19 protein-coding genes are annotated in these 20413 nt (G+C 45.5%); 9 read left to right on the plus strand and 10 right to left on the minus strand.

The features are described from left to right. The first annotated feature begins 128 nt into the window (after positions 1-128). Positions 129-1106, plus strand: coding sequence for an integron integrase (locus KJ365_RS14810; protein WP_214452458.1), 978 nt, complete (start codon positions 129-131; stop codon positions 1104-1106). 452 nt (positions 1107-1558) lie between these two features. After that, complete coding sequence (locus KJ365_RS14815) at positions 1559-4276, plus strand: TonB-dependent receptor plug domain-containing protein (protein ID WP_214452459.1); 2718 nt, start codon at positions 1559-1561, stop codon at positions 4274-4276. Between the two features lie 142 nt (positions 4277-4418). On the opposite strand, the gene KJ365_RS14820 is transcribed toward KJ365_RS14815, so the two are convergent. Continuing rightward, positions 4419-6848, minus strand: a complete 2430-nt coding sequence (locus KJ365_RS14820) for a zinc-dependent metalloprotease (protein WP_214452460.1) — start codon at positions 6846-6848, stop codon at positions 4419-4421. Positions 6849-7040: 192 nt separating this feature from the next. Here KJ365_RS14820 and hemB point away from each other — a divergent pair, with 192 nt between their 5' ends. Further along, positions 7041-8039, plus strand: a complete 999-nt coding sequence (gene hemB / locus KJ365_RS14825; protein WP_214452461.1) for a porphobilinogen synthase — start codon at positions 7041-7043, stop codon at positions 8037-8039. Here hemB and panC read toward each other — a convergent pair. The 7 genes from panC to sfsA form a co-directional block, all read right to left on the minus strand. Then, positions 8029-8877 (minus strand): pantoate--beta-alanine ligase, encoded by an 849-nt coding sequence (panC, locus tag KJ365_RS14830; RefSeq protein WP_214452462.1) that lies wholly within the window; start codon positions 8875-8877, stop codon positions 8029-8031. The genes hemB and panC overlap by 11 nt on opposite strands. Position 8878: 1 nt before the next feature. Then, a complete protein-coding gene (gene panB, locus KJ365_RS14835) occupies positions 8879-9673 on the minus strand; it encodes a 3-methyl-2-oxobutanoate hydroxymethyltransferase (protein WP_214452463.1) in 795 nt (264 codons plus the stop codon). 10 nt (positions 9674-9683) lie between these two features. Then, entirely contained in the window at positions 9684-10202 is a 519-nt protein-coding gene (folK, locus tag KJ365_RS14840) for a 2-amino-4-hydroxy-6-hydroxymethyldihydropteridine diphosphokinase (protein ID WP_214452464.1), read from the minus strand. Beyond that, positions 10199-11473 (minus strand): polynucleotide adenylyltransferase PcnB, encoded by a 1275-nt coding sequence (gene pcnB / locus KJ365_RS14845; protein WP_502793497.1) that lies wholly within the window; start codon positions 11471-11473, stop codon positions 10199-10201. Before pcnB ends, folK begins: the two co-directional genes overlap by 4 nt. 83 nt (positions 11474-11556) lie before the next feature. Then, positions 11557-12468, minus strand: a complete 912-nt coding sequence (gluQRS, locus tag KJ365_RS14850) for a tRNA glutamyl-Q(34) synthetase GluQRS (protein WP_214452466.1) — start codon at positions 12466-12468, stop codon at positions 11557-11559. Positions 12469-12586: 118 nt separating this feature from the next. Beyond that, positions 12587-13033, minus strand: coding sequence for an RNA polymerase-binding protein DksA (gene dksA, locus KJ365_RS14855; protein ID WP_214452467.1), 447 nt, complete (start codon positions 13031-13033; stop codon positions 12587-12589). A gap of 188 nt (positions 13034-13221) precedes the next feature. Beyond that, the gene (gene sfsA / locus KJ365_RS14860; protein ID WP_214452468.1) at positions 13222-13923 is read right to left on the minus strand and encodes a DNA/RNA nuclease SfsA; all 702 of its coding nucleotides are present in this window, start codon (positions 13921-13923) and stop codon (positions 13222-13224) included. A 48-nt stretch (positions 13924-13971) separates the two neighbouring features. On the opposite strand from sfsA, the gene pepB reads away from it, so the two are divergent. Continuing rightward, positions 13972-15252, plus strand: coding sequence for an aminopeptidase PepB (gene pepB / locus KJ365_RS14865; protein WP_214452469.1), 1281 nt, complete (start codon positions 13972-13974; stop codon positions 15250-15252). Positions 15253-15321: 69 nt separating this feature from the next. Here pepB and KJ365_RS14870 read toward each other — a convergent pair whose 3' ends face one another. Continuing rightward, a complete protein-coding gene (locus tag KJ365_RS14870) occupies positions 15322-15504 on the minus strand; it encodes a helix-turn-helix domain-containing protein (RefSeq protein ID WP_214452470.1) in 183 nt (60 codons plus the stop codon). Between the two features lie 97 nt (positions 15505-15601). On the opposite strand from KJ365_RS14870, the gene KJ365_RS14875 reads away from it, so the two are divergent. Both KJ365_RS14875 and KJ365_RS14880 read left to right on the plus strand, forming a co-directional pair. After that, on the plus strand, positions 15602-16207 hold the full coding sequence (locus tag KJ365_RS14875; protein WP_214452471.1) for a YhgN family NAAT transporter: 606 nt from the start codon (positions 15602-15604) through the stop codon (positions 16205-16207). 18 nt (positions 16208-16225) lie between these two features. Continuing rightward, entirely contained in the window at positions 16226-16822 is a 597-nt protein-coding gene (locus KJ365_RS14880) for a YjaG family protein (RefSeq protein ID WP_214452472.1), read from the plus strand. Here the strand turns inward: KJ365_RS14880 and rsmD are convergent. Continuing rightward, positions 16788-17399 carry a 16S rRNA (guanine(966)-N(2))-methyltransferase RsmD gene (gene rsmD, locus KJ365_RS14885; RefSeq protein WP_214452473.1) on the minus strand — a complete coding sequence of 204 codons (612 nt, stop codon included), beginning with the start codon at positions 17397-17399 and terminating at the stop codon, positions 16788-16790. The genes KJ365_RS14880 and rsmD overlap by 35 nt on opposite strands. A gap of 117 nt (positions 17400-17516) precedes the next feature. Between rsmD and ftsY the strand changes: the two genes are divergently transcribed. Genes ftsY through ftsX form a run of 3 tightly spaced genes read left to right on the plus strand, consistent with a single transcriptional unit; the run spans position 17517 to position 20411 of the window. Then, the gene (gene ftsY, locus KJ365_RS14890) at positions 17517-18704 is read left to right on the plus strand and encodes a signal recognition particle-docking protein FtsY (protein WP_250884274.1); all 1188 of its coding nucleotides are present in this window, start codon (positions 17517-17519) and stop codon (positions 18702-18704) included. Positions 18705-18744: 40 nt separating this feature from the next. Continuing rightward, complete coding sequence (gene ftsE / locus KJ365_RS14895; protein WP_214452475.1) at positions 18745-19434, plus strand: cell division ATP-binding protein FtsE; 690 nt, start codon at positions 18745-18747, stop codon at positions 19432-19434. Then, entirely contained in the window at positions 19431-20411 is a 981-nt protein-coding gene (gene ftsX, locus KJ365_RS14900; protein ID WP_214452476.1) for a permease-like cell division protein FtsX, read from the plus strand. The genes ftsE and ftsX overlap by 4 nt, the downstream gene beginning before the upstream one ends. Positions 20412-20413 lie beyond the last annotated feature (2 nt).

A 20413-nucleotide genomic window follows, 5' to 3' on the forward strand; every position in this document is an offset into this window, starting at 1 on the left:
ATATTTGTGTAGGCCCCAAAGCACAAGCATTTTTGTCATGCCGCCTTTTTGCGGGGAGGGAAATGCGGAGTTTTTCGCAAACATGCTGTTAGGCGTATGGGATAAGTTTTTTAATCAATGGAGTGATTATGTCGTCTGTGTTTTTGGCAGAGATATCGGAGTTAATGTATCGCAAGCGTTATGCTAAGCGCACAATTGACATCTATCTAAAGTTTATAAAGGCATTTATTCGTTTTCATCAATACAAACATCCTAAAACCTTGCATGATGCTGAGGTGGAGGCATTTTTGAGTCATTTGGTACATATCAAAGATGTGTCTGCCAGCACACAAGCACTTGCTCTAAACGCATTGGTGTTTTTGTATAAACATGTTTTACATCAGCCGCTAAGTGTTGAGCTTGGGTTTGTACGCAGCCGTCACCGCCCAAAACTGCCAGTGGTGCTAACGCAATCGGAAGTTACTCAGTTTTTCAACAACACGTCACCCGAAACTAAATTACCCATTGCGCTTTTATATGGCAGTGGGTTGCGGTTAATGGAATGTTTACGCTTGCGCGTGCAAGACATCGATTTTGACTATAAAGCCGTTAAGGTTTGGAATGGCAAAGGGGGCAAGCATCGCATTGTGACGCTCTCTCAGCAATTAATTCCCGAACTCCTTACGCAAATAAATACCGTAAAATCTTATCTATCTATCGACTCAAGCAACCCAAACTATGCAGGGGTGTATATGCCGCACAGGCAAAGAGATAAGTTCCCAAATGCCGCATATGATCTTAGCTGGCATTACTTATTTCCCTCGGCAAAACTATCAAAAGATCCAGAAGACAATAGCATTCGCCGCCACCATATCGATCAACGAACATTGCAAAAAGCAGTGAAAAAGGCGGCGCAAAAAGCCGGGCTTGAAAAGCAAGTCACACCGCATACTCTCAGGCATTCCTTTGCCACTCATTTATTGCAAAATGGCGCAGACATTCGCACCGTCCAAGAACAGTTAGGCCATACCGATCTTCGAACCACCCAAATTTACACGCATATATTACAAAGAGGGGGCAATGCCGTTGTTAGTCCATTTGAGCGAATAGCCAATATCGTTGGCTAGCGTGCCATCAAAATACTTCAGAATGAGAATGGGTGCACCCAGCTCTCTTTTTTTAAATATTATGCACAAACTTAGTGCTCAAAATGATTTCCTTTGCACCATTTTAGCGCCACAAATCACACAATAACAATATGTCGCCTTTTTATTTATCAGATGAACTAGACCACAGGCGTGGTCTAGCGGTCGCTTTAACTTATTGATTTCTTATAAGTATATGTAATTATTGGGCTTTTTATAGCGTTTGACTGAGGTTAGAAGAAGCTTGTGTTTCGGGCGCAAACCTAAATAAATGATGGTACGTTGATTGCTCCTAGTGTAAGTTGTCTGTGAAGGTTTTGAAAAGTATGTATTTTTGCAAAACATTCAACGTTCACGCTCTCTTATAAAAACAAAAGCAAGTAGACGAGTTTGGGTGTCATCGACACCAATTAATCTAAATCATAGGGAAAATCATGAAACATAAGTCTTACAAACATAAGAGCTTTAAGAAAAATGCTATTGTTTTAGCGTGCGCTATACCATTAGCAACGTCGCTTCCTTTTCATACTTCTGCTCAAGAAGAAGATGAAGCCACCGAGCAGATTATCGTTACCGGTACGAGGATGACCAATCGTTCTGCAGCCGATTCACCTGTTCCTGTAGATGTTATCAGTGGTGAAGAGTTCCGTCAGAATTCTTCATCAGATGTTCAAGATATGCTGCGCACAGCCGTACCTTCATTTGATATCAACACCCAGCCAATCAGTGATGCAGCCACAATAGTGCGCCCTGCTAACTTACGTGGTCTCTCACCAGACAATGTATTGGTATTGGTAAACGGTAAGCGCCGTCACCGTGGGTCAATTATTTCTTTCCTTGGCGGTGGTATCTCTGATGGTGCTCAGGGTGTAGATATTTCAGCTATTCCTTCAATGGCGCTTAAAAGAGTAGAAGTGTTAAGAGACGGTGCCTCTTCACAATATGGTTCTGACGCAATAGCCGGTGTACTTAACTTTATTCTAAGAGACAGCTCGGAAGGCTTTGAAGTTAACGCAAGATACGGTTCAACCTATGAAGGTGATGGCGATAACTTTATTGTTTCAGCCAATGCGGGCTTTGCGCTAGGGGATGCTGGTTTTGTTAACGTTACCGGTGAAATCAGAGAAGTAGATGGCACCATTCGTTCTGTTGTTCGTGACGACGTAGCCTTTCAAATTGCAAATGGCTACACACCAGTGGCCGACTTCCAAGCTATAAACACTTACACCAGCGAAGTGCCTCAATACTGGGGGCAACCTGATGTAGAAGATGATATTAAGCTTTTCATAAACTCTGAGTACGATATAACTGACACCGACCAAATTTACCTTTTTGGTAACTATGGTGAGCGCATGGTTACCGGTGGCTTTTTCTACCGTAACGTAGTGGGCGGCCCATCAGGTCAGCGCGGCGGTGTTTACCGTGGTCCGTTGGTCGATCCTGCAACAGGTTTGTCAGATCCAAACGGTGTGCCATCGGTCTTAGTGGGTGATTTAGATGGGCTAGGTGTAGGCGGTTCATGTATCGACGGTATTCCATTGGGCGGGCAAGGCGGTGTTAACCCTGACCAAACCTTATTTGGCCAAGTGGCAGCTGACGATAACTGTTTCTCGTTCTTAGAAACCATTCCAGCCGGTTTTGTGCCTCGTTTTGGCGGTACCAACGAAGATATGGCCCTTACGGTAGGTATTCGTGGTGAATTGGCAGTGGGTAATGGCTTAACATATGATTTGAGTGCACAACGCGGCTCAAACAGAACCGATTTCTTCATCAACAATACTATCAACGCATCGCTCGGTCCTGATACACCTCGTAACTTTGTACCAGGCGGGCAAGAACAAACCGAAACGTTGTTTAACCTTAACTTTGTATACACCATGGATGTTGGCCTATATTCTGACCTAAACATTGCGTTTGGTGCTGAATACAGAGAAGAGGAGTTTGATTTGTTTGCAGGTGATGCGGCATCTTTTGCATTAGGTCCGCTAGCAAGCCAAGGTTTTGCGTCTAGTTCAAACGGTTTTGGTGGCTTCCCTGAAACTACCACAGCGTCTCAAGACAGTACTGCATTTTATGTTGACTTTGAGGCTGACATTACTGAGCAGTTAACTGTTCAGGCAGCGGTTAGGGCAGAAGACTTCAGTGAATTTGGTAACACAACCGACTTTAAATTAGCCGGTATTTATCACCTTTCTGACACCGTTCGCTTACGTGCTGCGTACTCTACTGGATTCCATGCGCCAACTGCCGGCCAAGCAAACATCACTAACGTAACAACACAAAACGTAAATGGTGTGTTGATTGACCAAGGAACCTTGCCACTTTCATCAGTGGCTGGCCAATTAGCGGCAGACTTTGTAGAAAGTGCTGGAAATGGTCGTCCTCAGTTAGGTCCTGAAGAAGCGGTAAACTTCTCGTTTGGTATTGGGTTTGAAATTGCCGATTCAACATGGACAGTCGATTACTACAACATCGAGTTGACCGACCGTGTTGCTCTGGGTGCTAATGTAGATTTCTTGGATGCGCTTAACTTTACAGGCGGTGTAGGTTCAAACTTCACTAGTGTTTCTCAAGCCCTAACAGCTTTAGATGCAAGCGGTGTTATTGATCGTCAAGACTTTATTGGATTAGATGATTTGTCACAGTTCAGGTTCTTCTCTAACAGCTTCGACACCACCACAACTGGTATTGATATCGTGGGTAACTATACCTTTGATTTCTTGAGCGGTGAATCGCGTCTTACTGTTGCAGCCAACTACAACAAAACAGAGGTGGATGATGTAGGCACGGTTAACCCAATCAGTGATGGCCGTGTAAACGCAATTGAAGACTTGTTGCCGAATACTCGCGCAAACATTTCTTGGAGTCATACCGAAGGCAAATTTAGAACACTTGTACGTGCTAACTACTATGGCGGTTGGGATGACACAGGTAACGGCGTGCCGGGTATTGGCGCAGAAGTTTTGATTGATGCGCAAGTCGCTTATCAATACTCCGATAACCTAGAACTCACCGTAGGCGTCGACAACTTGTTTGATGCCTATCCTGAAGAAAACCCAAGCGCTGGTAGCTCAGGTCAATTGTATTCTGAAGCGAGCCCATTTGGTTTCAACGGCGGCACTTGGTATGTGCAAGCGCGTTATATTTACTAAATAACCCGCTTTGTAATACGTTAAAAGCCAAGCACTTCAGTGCTTGGCTTTTTGTTTAGAGCATTGCTCTGGTGTGGTTGCGAAAGTTCAAAAACAAGCGGTTGACGCTACTAAATCATTGCCCTTTCTCTCTCTTTATTACCTACTTGTTTTCCATCGCGTCATTAATGCGCGCAACAAGATCTTCGTAATGAATGATCAATGTACCGTCCATCTTTCTGCGAGATTTCAGCGCTGAAAGTAGCTCCTCTTTAAGCGAGTTTAGCTCAAAACGGCTTAACGCAGGCACTTCGGTTGCTAGCACTTCTTCATCTTCGGTGTTCATCGTTGCTGCTAATGTGTTGATGTAGGTACGCTGCAAATTACGTCTCACGATGTCAGATTTCACACGTGTATGAAATTCTGCAAATATACCTTTGCTCGTATCTGAAAAGAGTGCACGGGCAGTGTAGCTATCATCATTAAGGGCTTCAGTTTCTATCAAGCGCTTAATACGCGGCGTTTCCATCAATCGATTTAGCGAGCGTACTTGAAAGGCATTGATGCGCTCAACCACGTTGTTTGACTCAATGCGTTGTAATATTTCGTCGTTCATCAACCAATAAGGCGTTGCAAAAACGTTGTCATTTACCCATTTGACCGAGGCGGCCTGTTTTTCTTTTTCAACGTGGGTAAATACCGCACCGTCTTCATCTGAGGTTTTACGATACTCATAAATGCCGCCTACATAAGATGCAACATGGCCAGTATAGCGATTGAACTGCCCAAGCACTTGTCCGTAAAGCTCTTCTAAATCGTCATAACCAATTGCTTCTTGAGCAGACCATGTTGGTAGTTCAGGTAAAATGCGTTTCAAATTAGCTAAACCTAGACTACTGGCTTCTATCACATCATCACCAATGTCTTCGGTTTGTGACGTTGGATCTGGGCCACTTCTGCGCTGCTGGCCATAGCGAAAGTGTGGATTACCCGCGCGCTCTTTTACCCAACTGTTCAAGACTAAACGTTCTTCTTCGGCGCTTGATGCCTCTGGAATAGGGCGGTAACCATACATAATTGACCAAGTATCGTAAGGTCCAATTTTAGGTAAAAAGCCTACGCCTTCATCTTCCGGTTGGGCAACGTAGTTAAAGCGTGCGTAGTCCATTATCGAAGGTGCAACACCCATTTCTTGCACAAAACCAGGCGTGCGCAATTGCTCAATGGTGTAACCGACGCTTGAACCCATATTGTGCGGTAGCCCAAGGGTGTGACCAACTTCATGTGCAGATACAAAGCGAATGAGTTCACCCATCACTTCGGTGTCAAATTGCACTGCTCGTGCCTCTGGGTTGGCAGCAGCGGTTTGAATTAAGTACCAGTTGCGCAATAAATTCATTACGTTGTGATACCACAAGATATCACTTTCTAAAATCTCGCCGGTGCGAGGGTCATGCACGTGCGGGCCTTGGGCATTTTGTATGTCGGTGCTGATGTAGCGGATTACGCTATAACGTACATCTTCAGGTGACCAGTCAGGGTCTTCTTCGGCCGTGGGTGGCTCTTTAGCAATAATGGCATTTTTAAAACCGGCCTTTTCAAAGGCCACTTGCCAATCGTTTACGCCTTGCATGATATAAGGCTTCCACTCTTGTGGTGTGGCCGGGTCAACGTAATAGACGATTTGCTTAACAGGCTCAACGAGTTCACCGCGTTTCCACGCTTCCATATCCGACGGTTCAAGTCTCCAACGCGTAATAAAGCGTTGTTCCTTGGCTTTTTGTGCATTTAAGCTGTAGTTGAACTGCTCAATAGAAAAATACCCAACACGCGCATCGTAAACGCGCGGCTGCATTGGGTCGTCAGGCAGTTTGATGAACGACTGATTCATCTCAATAGACAGCGTACCGGTTAATTGATTGCTAGGTAGTTCGCTGCTGCCGGTGTAGGTAAGTACGTGTCTGACTTCTGTATTTTCTGGAAAGCTTTTTATCGATGAAATAAAGCTGCGCGACGTATCAAGCCCTTTTACGCCAAACTCTTTGCGATCGTCTGCTCTTAATGCACCAATCATTTCTACATCGGTGGAGAACAATGGGTTAACTTCAATCACCACGCTTGTTTCATCTTCGTTTTTGACTTCGATATCAAAGGTCATGATAACCGGTTCGAAATTATTATTTTTGACCGACTGATAAATAGGATCTTCATCATTAGCAACGCTGTTATAACTAACAGAGCGAAGCAGCAGTTTGTCGTCCAATTGCTGCCAGCGAATAACCTGCTGCGGGCGAGACTTCATGCCTGCGCCACCAAAATTAAGCCCTTTTACATGACCAGATATACGGCTGACGACTAAAATCTCTTGGTCAAGCAATTCAACTGGGATTTCAAAATAGTATTTGTCTTTGACTTTATGAACCGTAAACAAGCCTTCATCGGAGATGGCTTCGTCGGTAATAACATCAGTATAGATTTTAGGGCCTTTGTCTTTATCGTCTCCTGATTTATCGCCGCTATCTTCTTGTGCAAAAACAAATAAGCTGAATGTGAGAAGCAAAATAGACAGCGCGGAACGTGAAAGGTATTTCATGGTATATCCATCGTCTTATTATATTTGTGTTAATTATGTTAACGGCTTTTGTGGCATCTGTAGAGCAGTTTTTATTTACTGACCATCATGTAAGGGTCTGAATTTGGCTATAATGCTCGCGCTAAACCATGATCGTAAAATAATATAATGATAGACTCTTCCCATTCGTTATTTGGTTAATCAAGGGTATACATGTTTCCGCATTCTCGTCCACGACGCCTGCGTCGCACCGCTGCTTTGCGCAGCTTAGTTAGTGAAAATAGCCTCAGTGTAAACGATCTTATTTTTCCAATGTTTGTGCTTGAGGGCGCTGAGCAGCGTGAAAAGATTGATTCTATGCCTGGTATTGAGCGTTTGAGCATAGACTTGCTGCTAAATGAAGTAGCAGAATGTGTCGCGTTAGGGGTGAGCAGTTTTGCTATTTTCCCAGTTACGCCACAAGCGCACAAAAGCCTTGATGCTAGCGAAGCGTATAACCCAGATGGATTGGCGCAGCGAGCCTGTAGGGCCTTAAAAGCAGAGTTTGGAGACCGCATATTGGTGATCACCGACGTCGCCCTCGACCCATTCACGGTGCACGGTCAAGACGGGATTATCGATGAAGATGGCTACGTACTTAATGACGAAACCACCGAGGTGCTAATCAAACAAGCGCTTTCTCATGCCGAGGCGGGCGCCGATGTGGTTGCCCCTTCTGATATGATGGATGGCAGAATAGGGGCAATACGCACCGCGCTTGAAATTGAAGGCTTTATTAACACCTGCATAATGGCCTATTCAGCCAAATATGCGTCTAATTATTATGGACCCTTTAGAGATGCAGTGGGCTCAGCAGCTAATATTAAGGGTGGCGATAAAAAGAACTACCAGATGGATCCTGCTAACTCAGACGAGGCTTTACTTGAAATATCGTTGGACCTTGAGGAAGGTGCCGACATGGTCATGGTAAAACCCGGTATGCCATACTTAGATGTGGTTCAGCGCTGCAAATCAGAACTGAAAGTGCCTACGTTTGCCTATCAGGTAAGCGGTGAGTATGCCATGCATCAAGCGGCTTTTGAAAAGGGATACTTGGCAAAAGACGCGGTTATTTTAGAATCGCTAATGGCATTTAAACGCGCCGGTGCCGACGGGATCCTCACCTACTTTGCAAAATATGCCGCGAAGCTACTCGCCAACGCTAAAGCGTAAATTGAATGTTATCGATGAGCCGCGTTTTGCCTAAAAACGCGGCAGCTAAAATCACCAAATCTTTATCTTCATGACCAGGCTGTAACAGTGTGTCAGACGCCCGTACTTCAATATAGTCGGGTTTAAACCCCGCTTCACTCAAGGCGCTTTTTACGTTTGATATCAATACTGAAAAGTCTCTACGCCCAGATTTAATCGCATCGGCCATTGCGGTTATTTGTGCATACAGCAATGGCGCAATTTCGCGTTGCTCATCGGTGAGATAATGATTGCGCGAACTCATTGCCAAGCCGCTTGATTCACGCTCAGTCGGCACGCCATAAATACTCAAATTCATTGATAGATCGGTGACCATGGCTTTAATCACTTGGAGCTGTTGAAAGTCTTTTTCTCCAAAAAATGCTTGGTTGGGCTGAACCATATTAAACAGTTTGCAAACAATGGTGGCCACACCGCGAAAATGTCCGGGTCGACTGGCGCCGCATATCATGTAAGATAGCCCAGGTACTTCTACAAAGGTTTGCTGCTCTAATCCGCGCGAGTAGATGTCTTCTGCTTTGGGCATAAACAATAGGTCTACGCCAAGTGCTTCAAGCGCTTCGGTGTCTCGCTGTATGGTTCGAGGGTATGCTTCTAAATCTTCTTCTGGGCCAAATTGCAGTGGATTAACAAATATAGAAACCACCACTTTGGTGGACGTCTTTTTCGCCTCTTTGACTAACTTTAAATGCCCTTCATGCAGATTGCCCATGGTGGGAACAAATGCGATGACTTCTTTGACAGTCTGCCAGCTTCTGCGAATTTCTCGCAAATGAGTGATGTCGGTGACTATTTGCATGTTAATTAAACCAGTGTGCTTCGGTGGGGAAGTTGCGCGCTTTTACATCTTCAATGTAGGTGGCAACCGCTTGTCTGATGTCGCCCGTTTGAGCGAGAAAATCTTTACTGAATTTAGGCATATAGTTGGCACTTATGCCAAGCATGTCGTGCATGACTAGAATTTGCCCGTCGGTATCAACACCTGCGCCTATGCCAATAACTGGTATGCTTACGCTTTGGGTTACGCGTTTTGCCAGTGCAGCAGGCACGCATTCAAGTACAAGCAACTGTATTCCTGCTTTTTCAAGCGCTATTGCCGATTCTAACAAGGCGTCGGCCTGACTCTGTTCACGCCCTTGCACTTTAAAACCGCCAAACACATTTACCGATTGCGGGGTTAGTCCTAAGTGCCCGCATACAGGCACTGAGCGTTCTACCAAGCCGCTTATTGTGTCTAATAACCACTCACCGCCTTCTACTTTGACCATGCTAGCGCCGGCCCGCATCAAGGTTGCCGCGTTTTGATAACTTTGCTCTGGGCTTGCATACGACATAAAAGGCATATCAGCAATCACAAACGCCCGCTGCGCGCCATTTCGAACTGATTTTGTGTGGTAGGCGAGCTCATCAACGCTCACGCCTAATGTATCTTCTTCTCCCTTAAGTACCATCCCCAACGAATCGCCGATTAAAATGACATCGATGTTTTGTTCGTCAAACAGCTTCGCGAAGCTGGCATCATAAGCTGTGATTGCCGCAATTTTTTCTTGCTCGGCTTTCATTTTCAATAGGGTCGAAACGGTGATTTTTTTCATATTGAGCTCTTTAAGAAGCGATGCTTTCGAAATCTATGGCATCAGGCAGCCTTTGTAAACCGTTAAGGCTGCACTTACTGATCCACGCGGCAAGGGTTTGGCCGTCGTGCATAATTAGGTCGGGGGCAATTTCAAACATGGGCACTAGCACAAACTCTCGGTCTTGCATGCCGTAGTGTGGCAGTATTAAACGCTCGCTACGCATGCGCAAGTCATTGAACATGAGCATATCAAGATCAAGGGTTCTCGGGCCCCATTTGTCTTTTAAACGTTCGCGCCCGTGGTTATTTTCAATGCTCTGCAACACATCGAGCAGTTCAAGCGGTTGCAATGACGTTGTAATATGACACACCGCATTAATATAATCTGGTTGGTCTTGCGGTCCCATCGGTGCGCTTTTGTATAAATGTGAGCAGCGTTGTAAGCATATTTGAGTATGCTGATGCAGCTCTACTAGCGCATTTTTAATCTGTTCGGCGGGCGTGCTTAAGTTACTGCCTAAGCCAATAAATGCGTTGTCAGACATCATTGCTTGGGTTTTCTCTTTTTGTGACGACGTGGGCCGCCGCCTCGTTTAATTAACTCGCGCATCATATTTGCTTTTGCATCTTGAGGGACTTTTTGAAACTCAGTCCACCAATCGGCAAGCTCGAGTAATGCGCCGCCCTCTACTTGGCCGCGAAGTAATAAAAAGTCGTATGCGGCTCTAAATCTCGGATGGGTCAAAAGCTGATACGGACGCTTGCCAAACCGTTTGCTCAAACGACTCTGTAACGCCCAAATCTCTCTTACCGGAATACTGAAGCGTTTTGGCAACATGATCCGCTGTACCTGGCGGTGAATAACTTCAGAGCTTGCGATGTTAAATGCATCGTGTGGGCTGATTTGCGTGTCAAATACCAGTTGCTCAGCACGCTCTTCCATTGGATACCACAACACGGTGGCATATAAGAACGCCGGCGTGATACGCATCTCTTGGGCGATGCGCGAATCGGTGTTTTTGAGCATTAACTCAATTAACTGCTGCTCTTTACCTTTGGGGTCGTTTAACATGCCTTCTAGAGCAGGGAACAAAACCTTAAACAACTTGAACTCTTGCAGTAGCTTAAGCGTTGCAAGACCTTTGCCCGATAGTAACAGCTTACTTACTTCTTCAAATAAACGCGCTGGAGGAATGTTACCAAGCAAGTGAGCATGGGTTTTAATCAGTGTCTGCATATCTTCAGGGATGCGCATGTTGAGCTTGACGGCAAAGCGCACGGCTCTGATCATGCGCACTGGGTCTTCTCTAAACCGTGTTTCTACATCACCTATCATCTCAACTTGGCGCGTCGAAATAGCCTTCATCCCGTCAGCAAAATCAAGAATGCTTTCGTCGGTAGCATCAAAGTACATGGCATTAAAGGTAAAGTCGCGCCTTGCGGCATCTTCTTCAATGCTGCCAAAGATGTTGTCTCTAATCAGTTGACCATCTTGCGATTGTTTGGCCATCGACTCTTTGTTGTCTTCGCCATGATGACCTCGAAAGGTGGCAACTTCTATAATTTCTCGTCCAAAAGTAATGTGTGCTAAGCGAAAGCGTCGACCGATAAGCCTACAATTTCGAAAGCATGCTTTAATTTGCTCAGGGGTAGCGTTAGTAACTACGTCAAAGTCCTTTGGAGTAATGCCCATCAGCCGGTCTCTAACGCACCCACCCACCGCGTATGCCTGATAATCATGCTCAACGAGCGTGCGCAAAACCTTTTGTGTGTTTGGCGTCAGATCAGTTAATCGCATGGTGTGGTCATTGCGTTTTATAAGCTTCGCTTCAAGGCGCAACGGTGAGGGTGGGGGGCTTGGTAGCATCTAGTATTAATTCTCTTTATTTATCAATGATGGTTTTATTGCTTGAGAGCATAAACGCCATCGACCGCTTCAACAAGTATCTCAGTTTGTGTTGATAACCTAGATACCTGCCAATGATTTATTGCCCATTGTAACAAGCTATCAACACTTTGCAGATGTTTAATTTCTGCCGCGCTTGCGCCAAAGAAAACTAGCGCCGATTTAAGGTTGCTCAGGGCCTTGCTATCATCAATGGCGGGGGCATGATGCTGCTTAGATAACTTTTGGCTCGGTACATCGCAGGCAACGGGAATATGAAAATACGCTGGAGGGTTACCCCCTAGCGCTTTAAATAGGCTCATATGCAGCGGTGTTGTATCGATTAAGTCCGCACCGCGCACGATGTGCGTGACGTTTTGGGCAATATCGTCGCTCACGACCGCTAGGTGGTATGCAAAAATGCCGTCGGCGCGTTTTAAAACTGGATCTTCTTTCGCTAAGCGCTCTTCAACACGGCAAGTCCCCATATGCAAATCTTCAAAGGTATCGATGCCAGCATCGTTTTTCCATCTTAAGGCGTGTCTATCAAAGCTTAAATTTGCGTCTCTGCACAATCTATCATAGTACGCAGCGCGCTGATTAATCTCTCGGCGACTGCATCGGCATCCATAAATTTGTTGGGTCTGTGCGAGGTAGTCTAGATTTTTATTATACCGCTGGTGACATTCGCTTTGATATATCACCTCCCCATCCCATTGCATGCCGTGGGCAAGCAAAGAATTGAGTATCACCGGGCTCATCTTGCTGTCGACGCGAGGGGTGTCGATATCTTCAATACGCACAAGCCACCTTCCGTTGTGCTGACGGGCGTGCAAATAGCTCGCTAATGCGCAAACAAGAGAACCAAAATGAAGCGGCCCAGAGGGCGATGGGGCAAACCGACCAACGTATGCAGATGGCATGGTCATAGAGACAGTAAGGTGGTTAAAGGCATATACAAAAAGCCTGTAAGTGTGTGGTTTATTAGCCTTATTACAGTATAGACCACTGGCTAGCTAATAAACCATCAAAGCCGCAAGGTAGGATTTAACCTTGTAGCTGCTTTTCTTTAATCTCTGCCATGGTTTTGCAGTCTATGCATAAATCGGCAGTAGGACGTGCTTCAAGGCGTTTGATTCCAACCTCAATGCCGCAAGAATCGCAAAAACCAAAATCGTCGTCTTCAATGCGCTTGAGTGTTTTTTCAATTTTCTTGATGAGTTTACGCTCGCGATCACGGGTGCGAAGCTCAAGGCTGAACTCTTCTTCTTGTGCCGCTCTGTCTACCGGATCAGGGAAATTTGCAGCTTCGTCTTGCATGTGGTGAACGGTGCGGTCAACTTCCTTTCTTAATTGATCGCGCCACGCTAATAAAATCTTTCTGAAATGACCCAGTTGGTCATCGTTCATGTACTCTTCGTTTGCTTTTTCTTGGTACGGCGTTAGTCCTGCTAACGCAAGTAGACCAATCGATTTCGTCTTTTCTGTTGGCATTGCCATTCTCCTAAGCAAAAACATGTAAGGTTGTAAGGCCATCCTGGTTAGCCAAAAATGTCGTTACACGTGCATTTCCACTAAAGCCGATAAACCTTAAGTGCACATCACTTGATGTGGTTGACCATCGACCTGAAAAATTTTAAGGACGGTAATATGGTCATTTTTTTGAAAATTGCAATCTTTTTTTATGAAGATATTGCTACCTTCGCCTTTAGTTCGACCCCTATTTGCGTCATTTTGCACGTGTAAACCAGTATCTCCACGCCATTTTTTTGTGCATATTCAAAGGCTTCAAAATATTTGGGGTCAATATCTTTTGCCACTTTAAAGTCGGTAATGTTTTCTCGTTGAATACAAAACAAAAGCGCCGCTCGATGCCCCTGCCTAATTATCTCAACTAATTCATGACAATGCTTTGTACCTCGTTTGGTCACCGTATCTGGAAACATGGCTGTGGTATTGTGCGCAAGTGTCACCGACTTTACTTCTATATACGCATCGGGCGCACCGTCTTCCTGCAGCATGAAATCTATTCTGCTATCGCCAAACTTAGTTTCAGCGAAGCATTGAGAGTAGTGTGCAAACTCACTGATTTGTTTGTTGGCAATGGCCGATTTCACAATTCGATTGGCGTTTGCGGTGTTTACCCCAATTTTATTACCGTCTAAATCGCTAGAATATTCCCAAGTATATGCATATTTACGCTTAGGATTATTGCTCTGGCTCAAATAAACCTCGACGCCTTCATGAGCGCACCCGGTCATAGCGCCGGTATTGGGACAATGCGCGGTGATAACGTCACCGTTCTCTAGCATTACGTCGGCTAAAAAACGCTTGTATCTTTTAATCAAGCGTCCGCGAATTAAGGCAGAAGTAAAGCGATACATTTGTTATTATCCGTGCAAAGAAAAAACGCGCCTTATTCTGGAGGAAGAATGTCCGCATTTGTAGTAAAACTTTCCACACAAGCACCACCGGCTTTTTTGGCCACTTCTACGCCAATGCAGTTAAATGGCGATAGCGGAGAAATATTTGTAACGCCTAACGAGCTCGATCTGCACACCATTGCTTTGTGTGCCCGTAAATTAACCTCTATGGTGAGCTCAAACATTTCTCTTGAGGGTGATTGGCACTTGGAGCAACAATGGGCATTTGCACAAAGCTTCTTTGGCCCTAAAACCACGGCAAAGCTTCATTGGTGCGAAAATACCGATAAGGTCAAGCTTCAGCAAATGTTGGAGTCACTTTTGTTTACGCGCAGTATCGTCAATCAAACCCCAGAGCAGCTCAGCCCAGAAAGTTTGTCAGAACAAGCAAGCACATGGTTGCGTTCACTTTCGCCATCTAACGTCAGCATCAAGGCATATGTGGGTGAGCAGCTCGTAGAAGCCGGTTGGAATGGTATTTACGAAGTCGGACGCGGTAGCGTGCGTCCTCCGGTTCTACTTGAGGTAGACTACAACCCCACACAAAACGCAGATGCATCGGTGGAAATTGCATTAGTAGGTAAGGGCATTACTTTCGATAGCGGCGGCTACAGCATCAAATCAAGCGAAGGTATGCTCGATATGAAATGCGATATGGGCGGTGCAGCCACCGTTACCGGGGCATTGGGCTTAGCGATTCAACAAGGGTTAAGCAAGCGAGTAAAACTGTTTTTGTGCTGTGCAGAAAACTTAATCTCAGGCCATGCCTATAAACTTGGTGACATCATCACTTACAAAAATGGCACAACAGTAGAGATTGTAAATACCGATGCTGAAGGGCGTTTAGTCTTAGCAGATGGCTTAATGGCCGCCACTGAGTCAGGGGCGCCAATTATTGTGGATGCTGCCACACTTACTGGCGCTGCAGTGATGGCAGTGGGTCGCGAGTACAATGCCGTATTTAGTATGGATAAGGACCTATGCGCTTCGTTTTTAGCCATCAGTGAACAGGTAAATGAGCCACATTGGCCACTGCCACTTACTCCAGCGCATAAATACAAGTGCCCATCGCCATTTGCCGATACAGCAAATAGTCGTCCACAAAAGGGTGGCGGTGCGGGCGGTGCATCTAATGCCGCTGGGTTCTTATCTCGCTTTGTAAATGAAGAAGGTAAAGGATGGTTGCATATAGATTTAGCCGCTGCTTACAATCGTGACGGCAACGAAGTCATGCCAGCAGGTGGCACAGCGATGGGTATGAGAAGCATAAGTGAGCTGTTATTAGGCTAGGTGCTCAATCGAAGGTTTGAGCATCACCAGTGAGTGCTTATGAGGCGGTTTTAAACATTTATTAAATGTTTATAAACCGCCTAGTCTTTCGGCAAGCTCTTTGTATTTCTCTACATCATTCTTGTCGAATAATGGATTACCTTGTGCATCTTTATCTTTTGATAGCAGTAGGCTCTCGCGTTCAAGACGTTGCACGCGCACGTCTTGTACCGACAAAAAGTCAGCAACTTCGGTAACGGTCATTAGGCTCATTCAATGGCTCCATGGTAAAAGCAAGTTTTCGTACATTCTTTAACGACAGCTTGCGATAAAATATTAGCAATAATCATACAGTAGGCACATATTAATTATGCTCGAAACACTAGCGGTCGCTACCATGCTCTTTTTGATCATGGACCCTCTTGGCAATTTGCCCATATTTATGTCGGTCTTGAAAGGCATCGAACCAAAGCGCAAAACTAAGGTGGTGCTGCGCGAGTTGATCATTGCGTTGGTCATTTTAATGGTGTTTTTACACAGTGGTCAGGCTGTGCTCGACTTTTTGCAGATTGAGCAAGAAACCGTGAGCATAGCGGGCGGGATCATCTTGTTTATTATCGCGCTGCGTATGATTTTTCCTAAGCCCGGGGGTATCATGAACTTACCTGAGGGGGAGGAGCCTTTCATTGTGCCCCTTGCAGTGCCGATGATCGCGGGGCCGTCTACCATGGCGGCATTGATTCTAATAGCCAACCAAGAGCCCAACCAAATGACCAAATGGAGCATCGCTTTATTTGCTGCTTGGTGTGCTAGCGCGTTAATTTTGATGATGTCGAATAAGGTACACAAATGGCTAGGCGAAAAGGGTCTTAGAGCAATTGAAAGGTTGATGGGGATGATCTTAATCATGATCGCCATTCAAATGTTGTTAAATGGTGTAACGTCCTTCGTTCATCATATAATGCAAAATTCTTAAATCAGTAGGCGTATGCGCATGGCTAATCATCAAAAACTTAATACTTTCGCGTTAATTCGTGAGCTCGATAAACCCCAAGCCTTAATCTTAAGCACTGCGCTTATTCAGCGGATGTTACCCAATTACCTGCTGTTTTGTGAGGCGATGAACCTGCCGCATGCTGATGCGGCTAAAAACTTGGTCAATCTTCTATGGGAAGTCAGTACCAATAAAGCCATGAAGCTGAGCACTGAAGCGCAAGGTGAAAAGCTAGAAGAAATTACGCCAAACACCGACGATTTCGATAATATTGGCGCCTATGCCGCGCTAGATTTTTGCATGGCATGTCATGCTACCTTGCAGTTATTGGCTAACGAAGAGCCTCAAGGTGCGGTGATGGTGGCAAAATTAAGCCAAGGTTGCGTGGAGCGATATATCAACGTGACCGAGGGCGAGGAGTTGACCGGCCCTGAACTTAAACAGCATCCGCTGATGCAGTTTGAACTTGAGTCATTAAATGAAATTTTGGCCGCGTGCCGCCACAAACGTTTAAAAGCCGATGAGGTTAAAGCGCTACGCTCAGATATCCTAGAGCAGGGTGTTAGCAGTTTAGGTATTGATATAAACGATAGCTAACTTGTGACGTACTTTTTTCCTTAAGCCTCTGCAGCCTAGCATCTGCGAACGGGGCTAATGCCACTTCGGTTTCCACATATATTAAGGCATCGGGATTCAGCAGTCCCTTTTCCAGCAGCTTTGCGATAGCTTTCTCTGCGAGCCCTTTTGTAAAGGGGGGATCAACAAAGACAATGTCAAAGGGCGTATTGAAGCGAGAAAGCGCGCTGAGGGCATCATCGCATATGACCTGCACGGCGCTTTGTGCCTTTAAGATGTTCACATTATCGTTAAGTTGTTTAGCCGCCTTTGCATCCTTTTCAACCATGACTACCTGTTTCGCATGTCGAGAGAGTGCCTCAAAGCCTAAGCTGCCTGCACCGGCAAACATATCCAGCACGCGTGCATCTGCGATATCATGCATTAACCAGTTAAATAGGGTTTCTTTGACTCTATCGGAAGTGGGTCTGAGCCCTTCAGACGCTAAAACTGGAAGCTTGCGACCACGATGCTGACCCGCAATAATGCGGATAGCGCCAGCTTTTGGTGACTTTGTGCGCGTGATTTTTGCTTTACCGAATTTAGAAGATGGCGTCATATGCAACCAAAGTGCTATCATAATTGAGATAATTGTACTGTATTTAATGCTAAAACAGGCAACAATATATTTTACTCGCGTCGAGTGGCATTCAAAATTTATTAAGAGGAAGTGGCGTTGTTTAACTGGTTAAAAAAAGACAAATCTAAAAAAGACAATCAAGATATTGACCAACAGCCGAGTGATAACGCGCAAGACACCTCGCCAAACGACAACGACGCCGACACCCTTGCGGATGAAAAAGCAGTCGACGTTGAGATAAACACACCATCGCCTAGCTCAGAGCCTGAAGCAGAGGTAACGACTGAGCCTGCATCTACTAATGAACATAATGAGGCTGTGGCTGAATCAAGTGATGACAACAAAGGCTTCTTTTCGCGTCTCAAAAACAGCTTATCTCGCACTAAAGAAAACATCGGCAGCGGTTTTGTCGCCTTACTCAAGGGCAAGAATATCGACGATGAGCTTTACGAAGATTTGGAAACCCAACTACTCGTAGCCGATGTGGGCATGAAAACGACACAAAAAATTATTCAGCAGTTAACTGACAAAGCCAAGCTTTCGCAATTAAAAGACGGCGATGCGCTAGGCAAGCTTTTAAAACAGCAGATGCAGGATATTTTAACACCCGTGGAAGTGCCATTAAGCCTAGATGCTGGTGTTGATGAGCAAGGGCAACGTTTACCGTTTGTGATTTTAATGGTGGGGGTGAACGGTGTAGGTAAAACCACAACTATTGGTAAGTTAGCCAAACAGTTTCAATCCCAAGGCAAAAAAGTCATGTTAGCGGCGGGTGACACCTTCAGAGCGGCTGCGGTAGAGCAATTGCAAGTATGGGGTGAACGCAACGATATCGCCGTTATTGCCCAGCCAACGGGTGCTGACAGCGCATCGGTTATTTTTGATGCAGTTGCGTCAGCTAAAGCGCGAGGGGCCGACGTATTAATTGCCGATACGGCAGGGCGGCTGCAAAACAAAGATAATTTGATTGAAGAGCTCAAAAAAGTCGTCAGGGTGATGAAAAAGCAAATACCACAAGCCCCTCACGAAATTATGTTAACCCTCGATGCAAGCACTGGGCAAAACGCCGTTAGTCAAACCAAAATATTTAATGAAGCGGTGGGTATTACGGGTATCAATTTAACCAAACTCGACGGCACCGCAAAAGGCGGAGTCATTTTTGCGTTGGCAGATGAATTTAACATCCCAGTGCGCTACATTGGTATAGGCGAGGCTATTGATGACCTGCGCCCATTCTCATCACAAGCATTTGTCGATGCACTGTTTGATGATGGTAAACAATAAGAAGACTATGCGATGAGCAACGGCGCATTACGGAAGAATCATGATTAAGTTTGAACAGGTCAGCAAAACCTATCCTGGCGGGCAAAATGCATTGTCTAAGGTAAGCTTTCATGTTGAACAGGGTGAAATGGCCTTTTTAACCGGTCACTCGGGTGCAGGAAAAAGCACCTTGCTCAAATTGATAAGCATTATGGAGCGTCCAACCGTTGGCAACGTGCTTATCAATGGGCACAACTTAAGTAACATCACCCGTAAACAAATCGCTTATATTCGCCGTGATATCGGTATGATCTTTCAAAGCCATCAGTTGTTGATGGACAAATCGGTGTTCGACAATGTGTCTTTGCCTATGGTCATAGAAGGTCATACACGCAAAACCATTGCTAAGCGCGTAGACGCAGCACTTGAAATGGTCGGCCTAAAAGATAAAGCGCGTAACTTACCCATTACCTTATCCGGTGGTGAACAACAGCGTGTTGGTATAGCGCGCGCTGTGGTTAATCGTCCTCCACTGCTATTAGCAGATGAGCCCACCGGGAATTTAGATCCGAAACTTTCGATGGAAATCATTCGTTTATTTGAAGATTTTAATCAGGCCGGTGTATCGGTGTTTATTGCCACTCACGATCTAGGTTTAATCGCCCGCATGAAATACAGAACCCTGACCTTAAAACAAGGCAGAATGATCACCGATGGTTTAAGCGATAGCGCAGAGGATGGTTATCTATGAGCATCCTGTTTAAAGGGCGTCAGCAGGGCGCAAGCTCAAAAAAAGTAGGGCCTTTGCAGCGCCTGTTTATGTTTTTTACGGATCATTTACGCCAAGCCGTGAATAGTTTAGGAGAGCTTTACCGCGCGCCCTTCGCCTCTCTTATGACCATTGGGGTGCTTGGTTTTAGTTTAACCTTACCTAGTACCTTATACATTTTGGTAAAAAACACCGAGCAGATCTCCGCTCAATGGCAGCAAGCCAGTGAGATTTCATTGTTCTTGCATAGCAACGTAAGTGAAGCTAACGCACAGCAACTCATGACTCGGCTGTCGGTTTGGGATGAAATAGCCGATTTAACCTTTGTGCCTGCAGACGAGGCGCTAGAGGAGTTTCAGCGTATCTCAGGACTGGGGGATGCCCTAAATTACCTCAATGAGAATCCCTTACCCGACGTCGTGCTGGTGGTGCCCACCTCAAAGCATGCAACGCCTACCGCTGCCGCTAAGCTACTTGATAAGTTACGTAAAGAACGAGAAGTCGAAATCGGTAAGCTGGATATCGAATGGCTGGAGCGCTTATATGCGCTACTTGATATTGCCAAAGAGCTCGTGTATCTGCTTGCGGTATTGCTATTTTTTGCGGTGGTATTGATCATTGGCAACACCATTCGGCTCAATATTCTTAATCGGCGCTCTGAAATTTTGGTAATGAAACTCGTGGGTGCCACCGATGCGTTTATTCAACGACCATTTTTATACACCGGCTTTTGGTTTGGCTTGTTAGGCGGCGTAATGGCATGGCTCACAGTGAGCATCATTTTATGGTGGATTGGTATGAGCCTCGAAACATTTATGCAACTGTATCAAGTGCAGCTCGATATCACCGGCATGGATTTAGAGGCATTTGGTATTATGCTCGCGCTTTCCATAGGCCTAGGTTTAATGGGCTCTATGATCTCGGTGAATCGTCACGTCAAAGAGATTGAGCCCGAGTAGCT

It is taken from the genome of Glaciecola sp. XM2, assembly GCF_018595715.1.
In the GTDB taxonomy this organism is placed as follows: domain Bacteria; phylum Pseudomonadota; class Gammaproteobacteria; order Enterobacterales; family Alteromonadaceae; genus Glaciecola.

What these genes read in the sequence shown, in the direction of transcription:
- KJ365_RS14810 (WP_214452458.1), top strand. Translation starts at nt 129, where the DNA reads ATGTCGTCTGTGTTTTTGGCAGAGATATCGGAGTTAATGTATCGCAAG.
- KJ365_RS14815 (WP_214452459.1), top strand. Translation starts at nt 1,559, where the DNA reads ATGAAACATAAGTCTTACAAACATAAGAGCTTTAAGAAAAATGCTATT.
- KJ365_RS14820 (WP_214452460.1), bottom strand. Translation starts at nt 6,848, where the DNA reads ATGAAATACCTTTCACGTTCCGCGCTGTCTATTTTGCTTCTCACATTC.
- hemB (WP_214452461.1), top strand. Translation starts at nt 7,041, where the DNA reads ATGTTTCCGCATTCTCGTCCACGACGCCTGCGTCGCACCGCTGCTTTG.
- panC (WP_214452462.1), bottom strand. Translation starts at nt 8,877, where the DNA reads ATGCAAATAGTCACCGACATCACTCATTTGCGAGAAATTCGCAGAAGC.
- panB (WP_214452463.1), bottom strand. Translation starts at nt 9,673, where the DNA reads ATGAAAAAAATCACCGTTTCGACCCTATTGAAAATGAAAGCCGAGCAA.
- folK (WP_214452464.1), bottom strand. Translation starts at nt 10,202, where the DNA reads ATGATGTCTGACAACGCATTTATTGGCTTAGGCAGTAACTTAAGCACG.
- gluQRS (WP_214452466.1), bottom strand. Translation starts at nt 12,468, where the DNA reads ATGACCATGCCATCTGCATACGTTGGTCGGTTTGCCCCATCGCCCTCT.
- dksA (WP_214452467.1), bottom strand. Translation starts at nt 13,033, where the DNA reads ATGCCAACAGAAAAGACGAAATCGATTGGTCTACTTGCGTTAGCAGGA.
- sfsA (WP_214452468.1), bottom strand. Translation starts at nt 13,923, where the DNA reads ATGTATCGCTTTACTTCTGCCTTAATTCGCGGACGCTTGATTAAAAGA.
- pepB (WP_214452469.1), top strand. Translation starts at nt 13,972, where the DNA reads ATGTCCGCATTTGTAGTAAAACTTTCCACACAAGCACCACCGGCTTTT.
- KJ365_RS14870 (WP_214452470.1), bottom strand. Translation starts at nt 15,504, where the DNA reads ATGAGCCTAATGACCGTTACCGAAGTTGCTGACTTTTTGTCGGTACAA.
- KJ365_RS14875 (WP_214452471.1), top strand. Translation starts at nt 15,602, where the DNA reads ATGCTCGAAACACTAGCGGTCGCTACCATGCTCTTTTTGATCATGGAC.
- KJ365_RS14880 (WP_214452472.1), top strand. Translation starts at nt 16,226, where the DNA reads ATGGCTAATCATCAAAAACTTAATACTTTCGCGTTAATTCGTGAGCTC.
- rsmD (WP_214452473.1), bottom strand. Translation starts at nt 17,399, where the DNA reads ATGACGCCATCTTCTAAATTCGGTAAAGCAAAAATCACGCGCACAAAG.
- ftsE (WP_214452475.1), top strand. Translation starts at nt 18,745, where the DNA reads ATGATTAAGTTTGAACAGGTCAGCAAAACCTATCCTGGCGGGCAAAAT.
- ftsX (WP_214452476.1), top strand. Translation starts at nt 19,431, where the DNA reads ATGAGCATCCTGTTTAAAGGGCGTCAGCAGGGCGCAAGCTCAAAAAAA.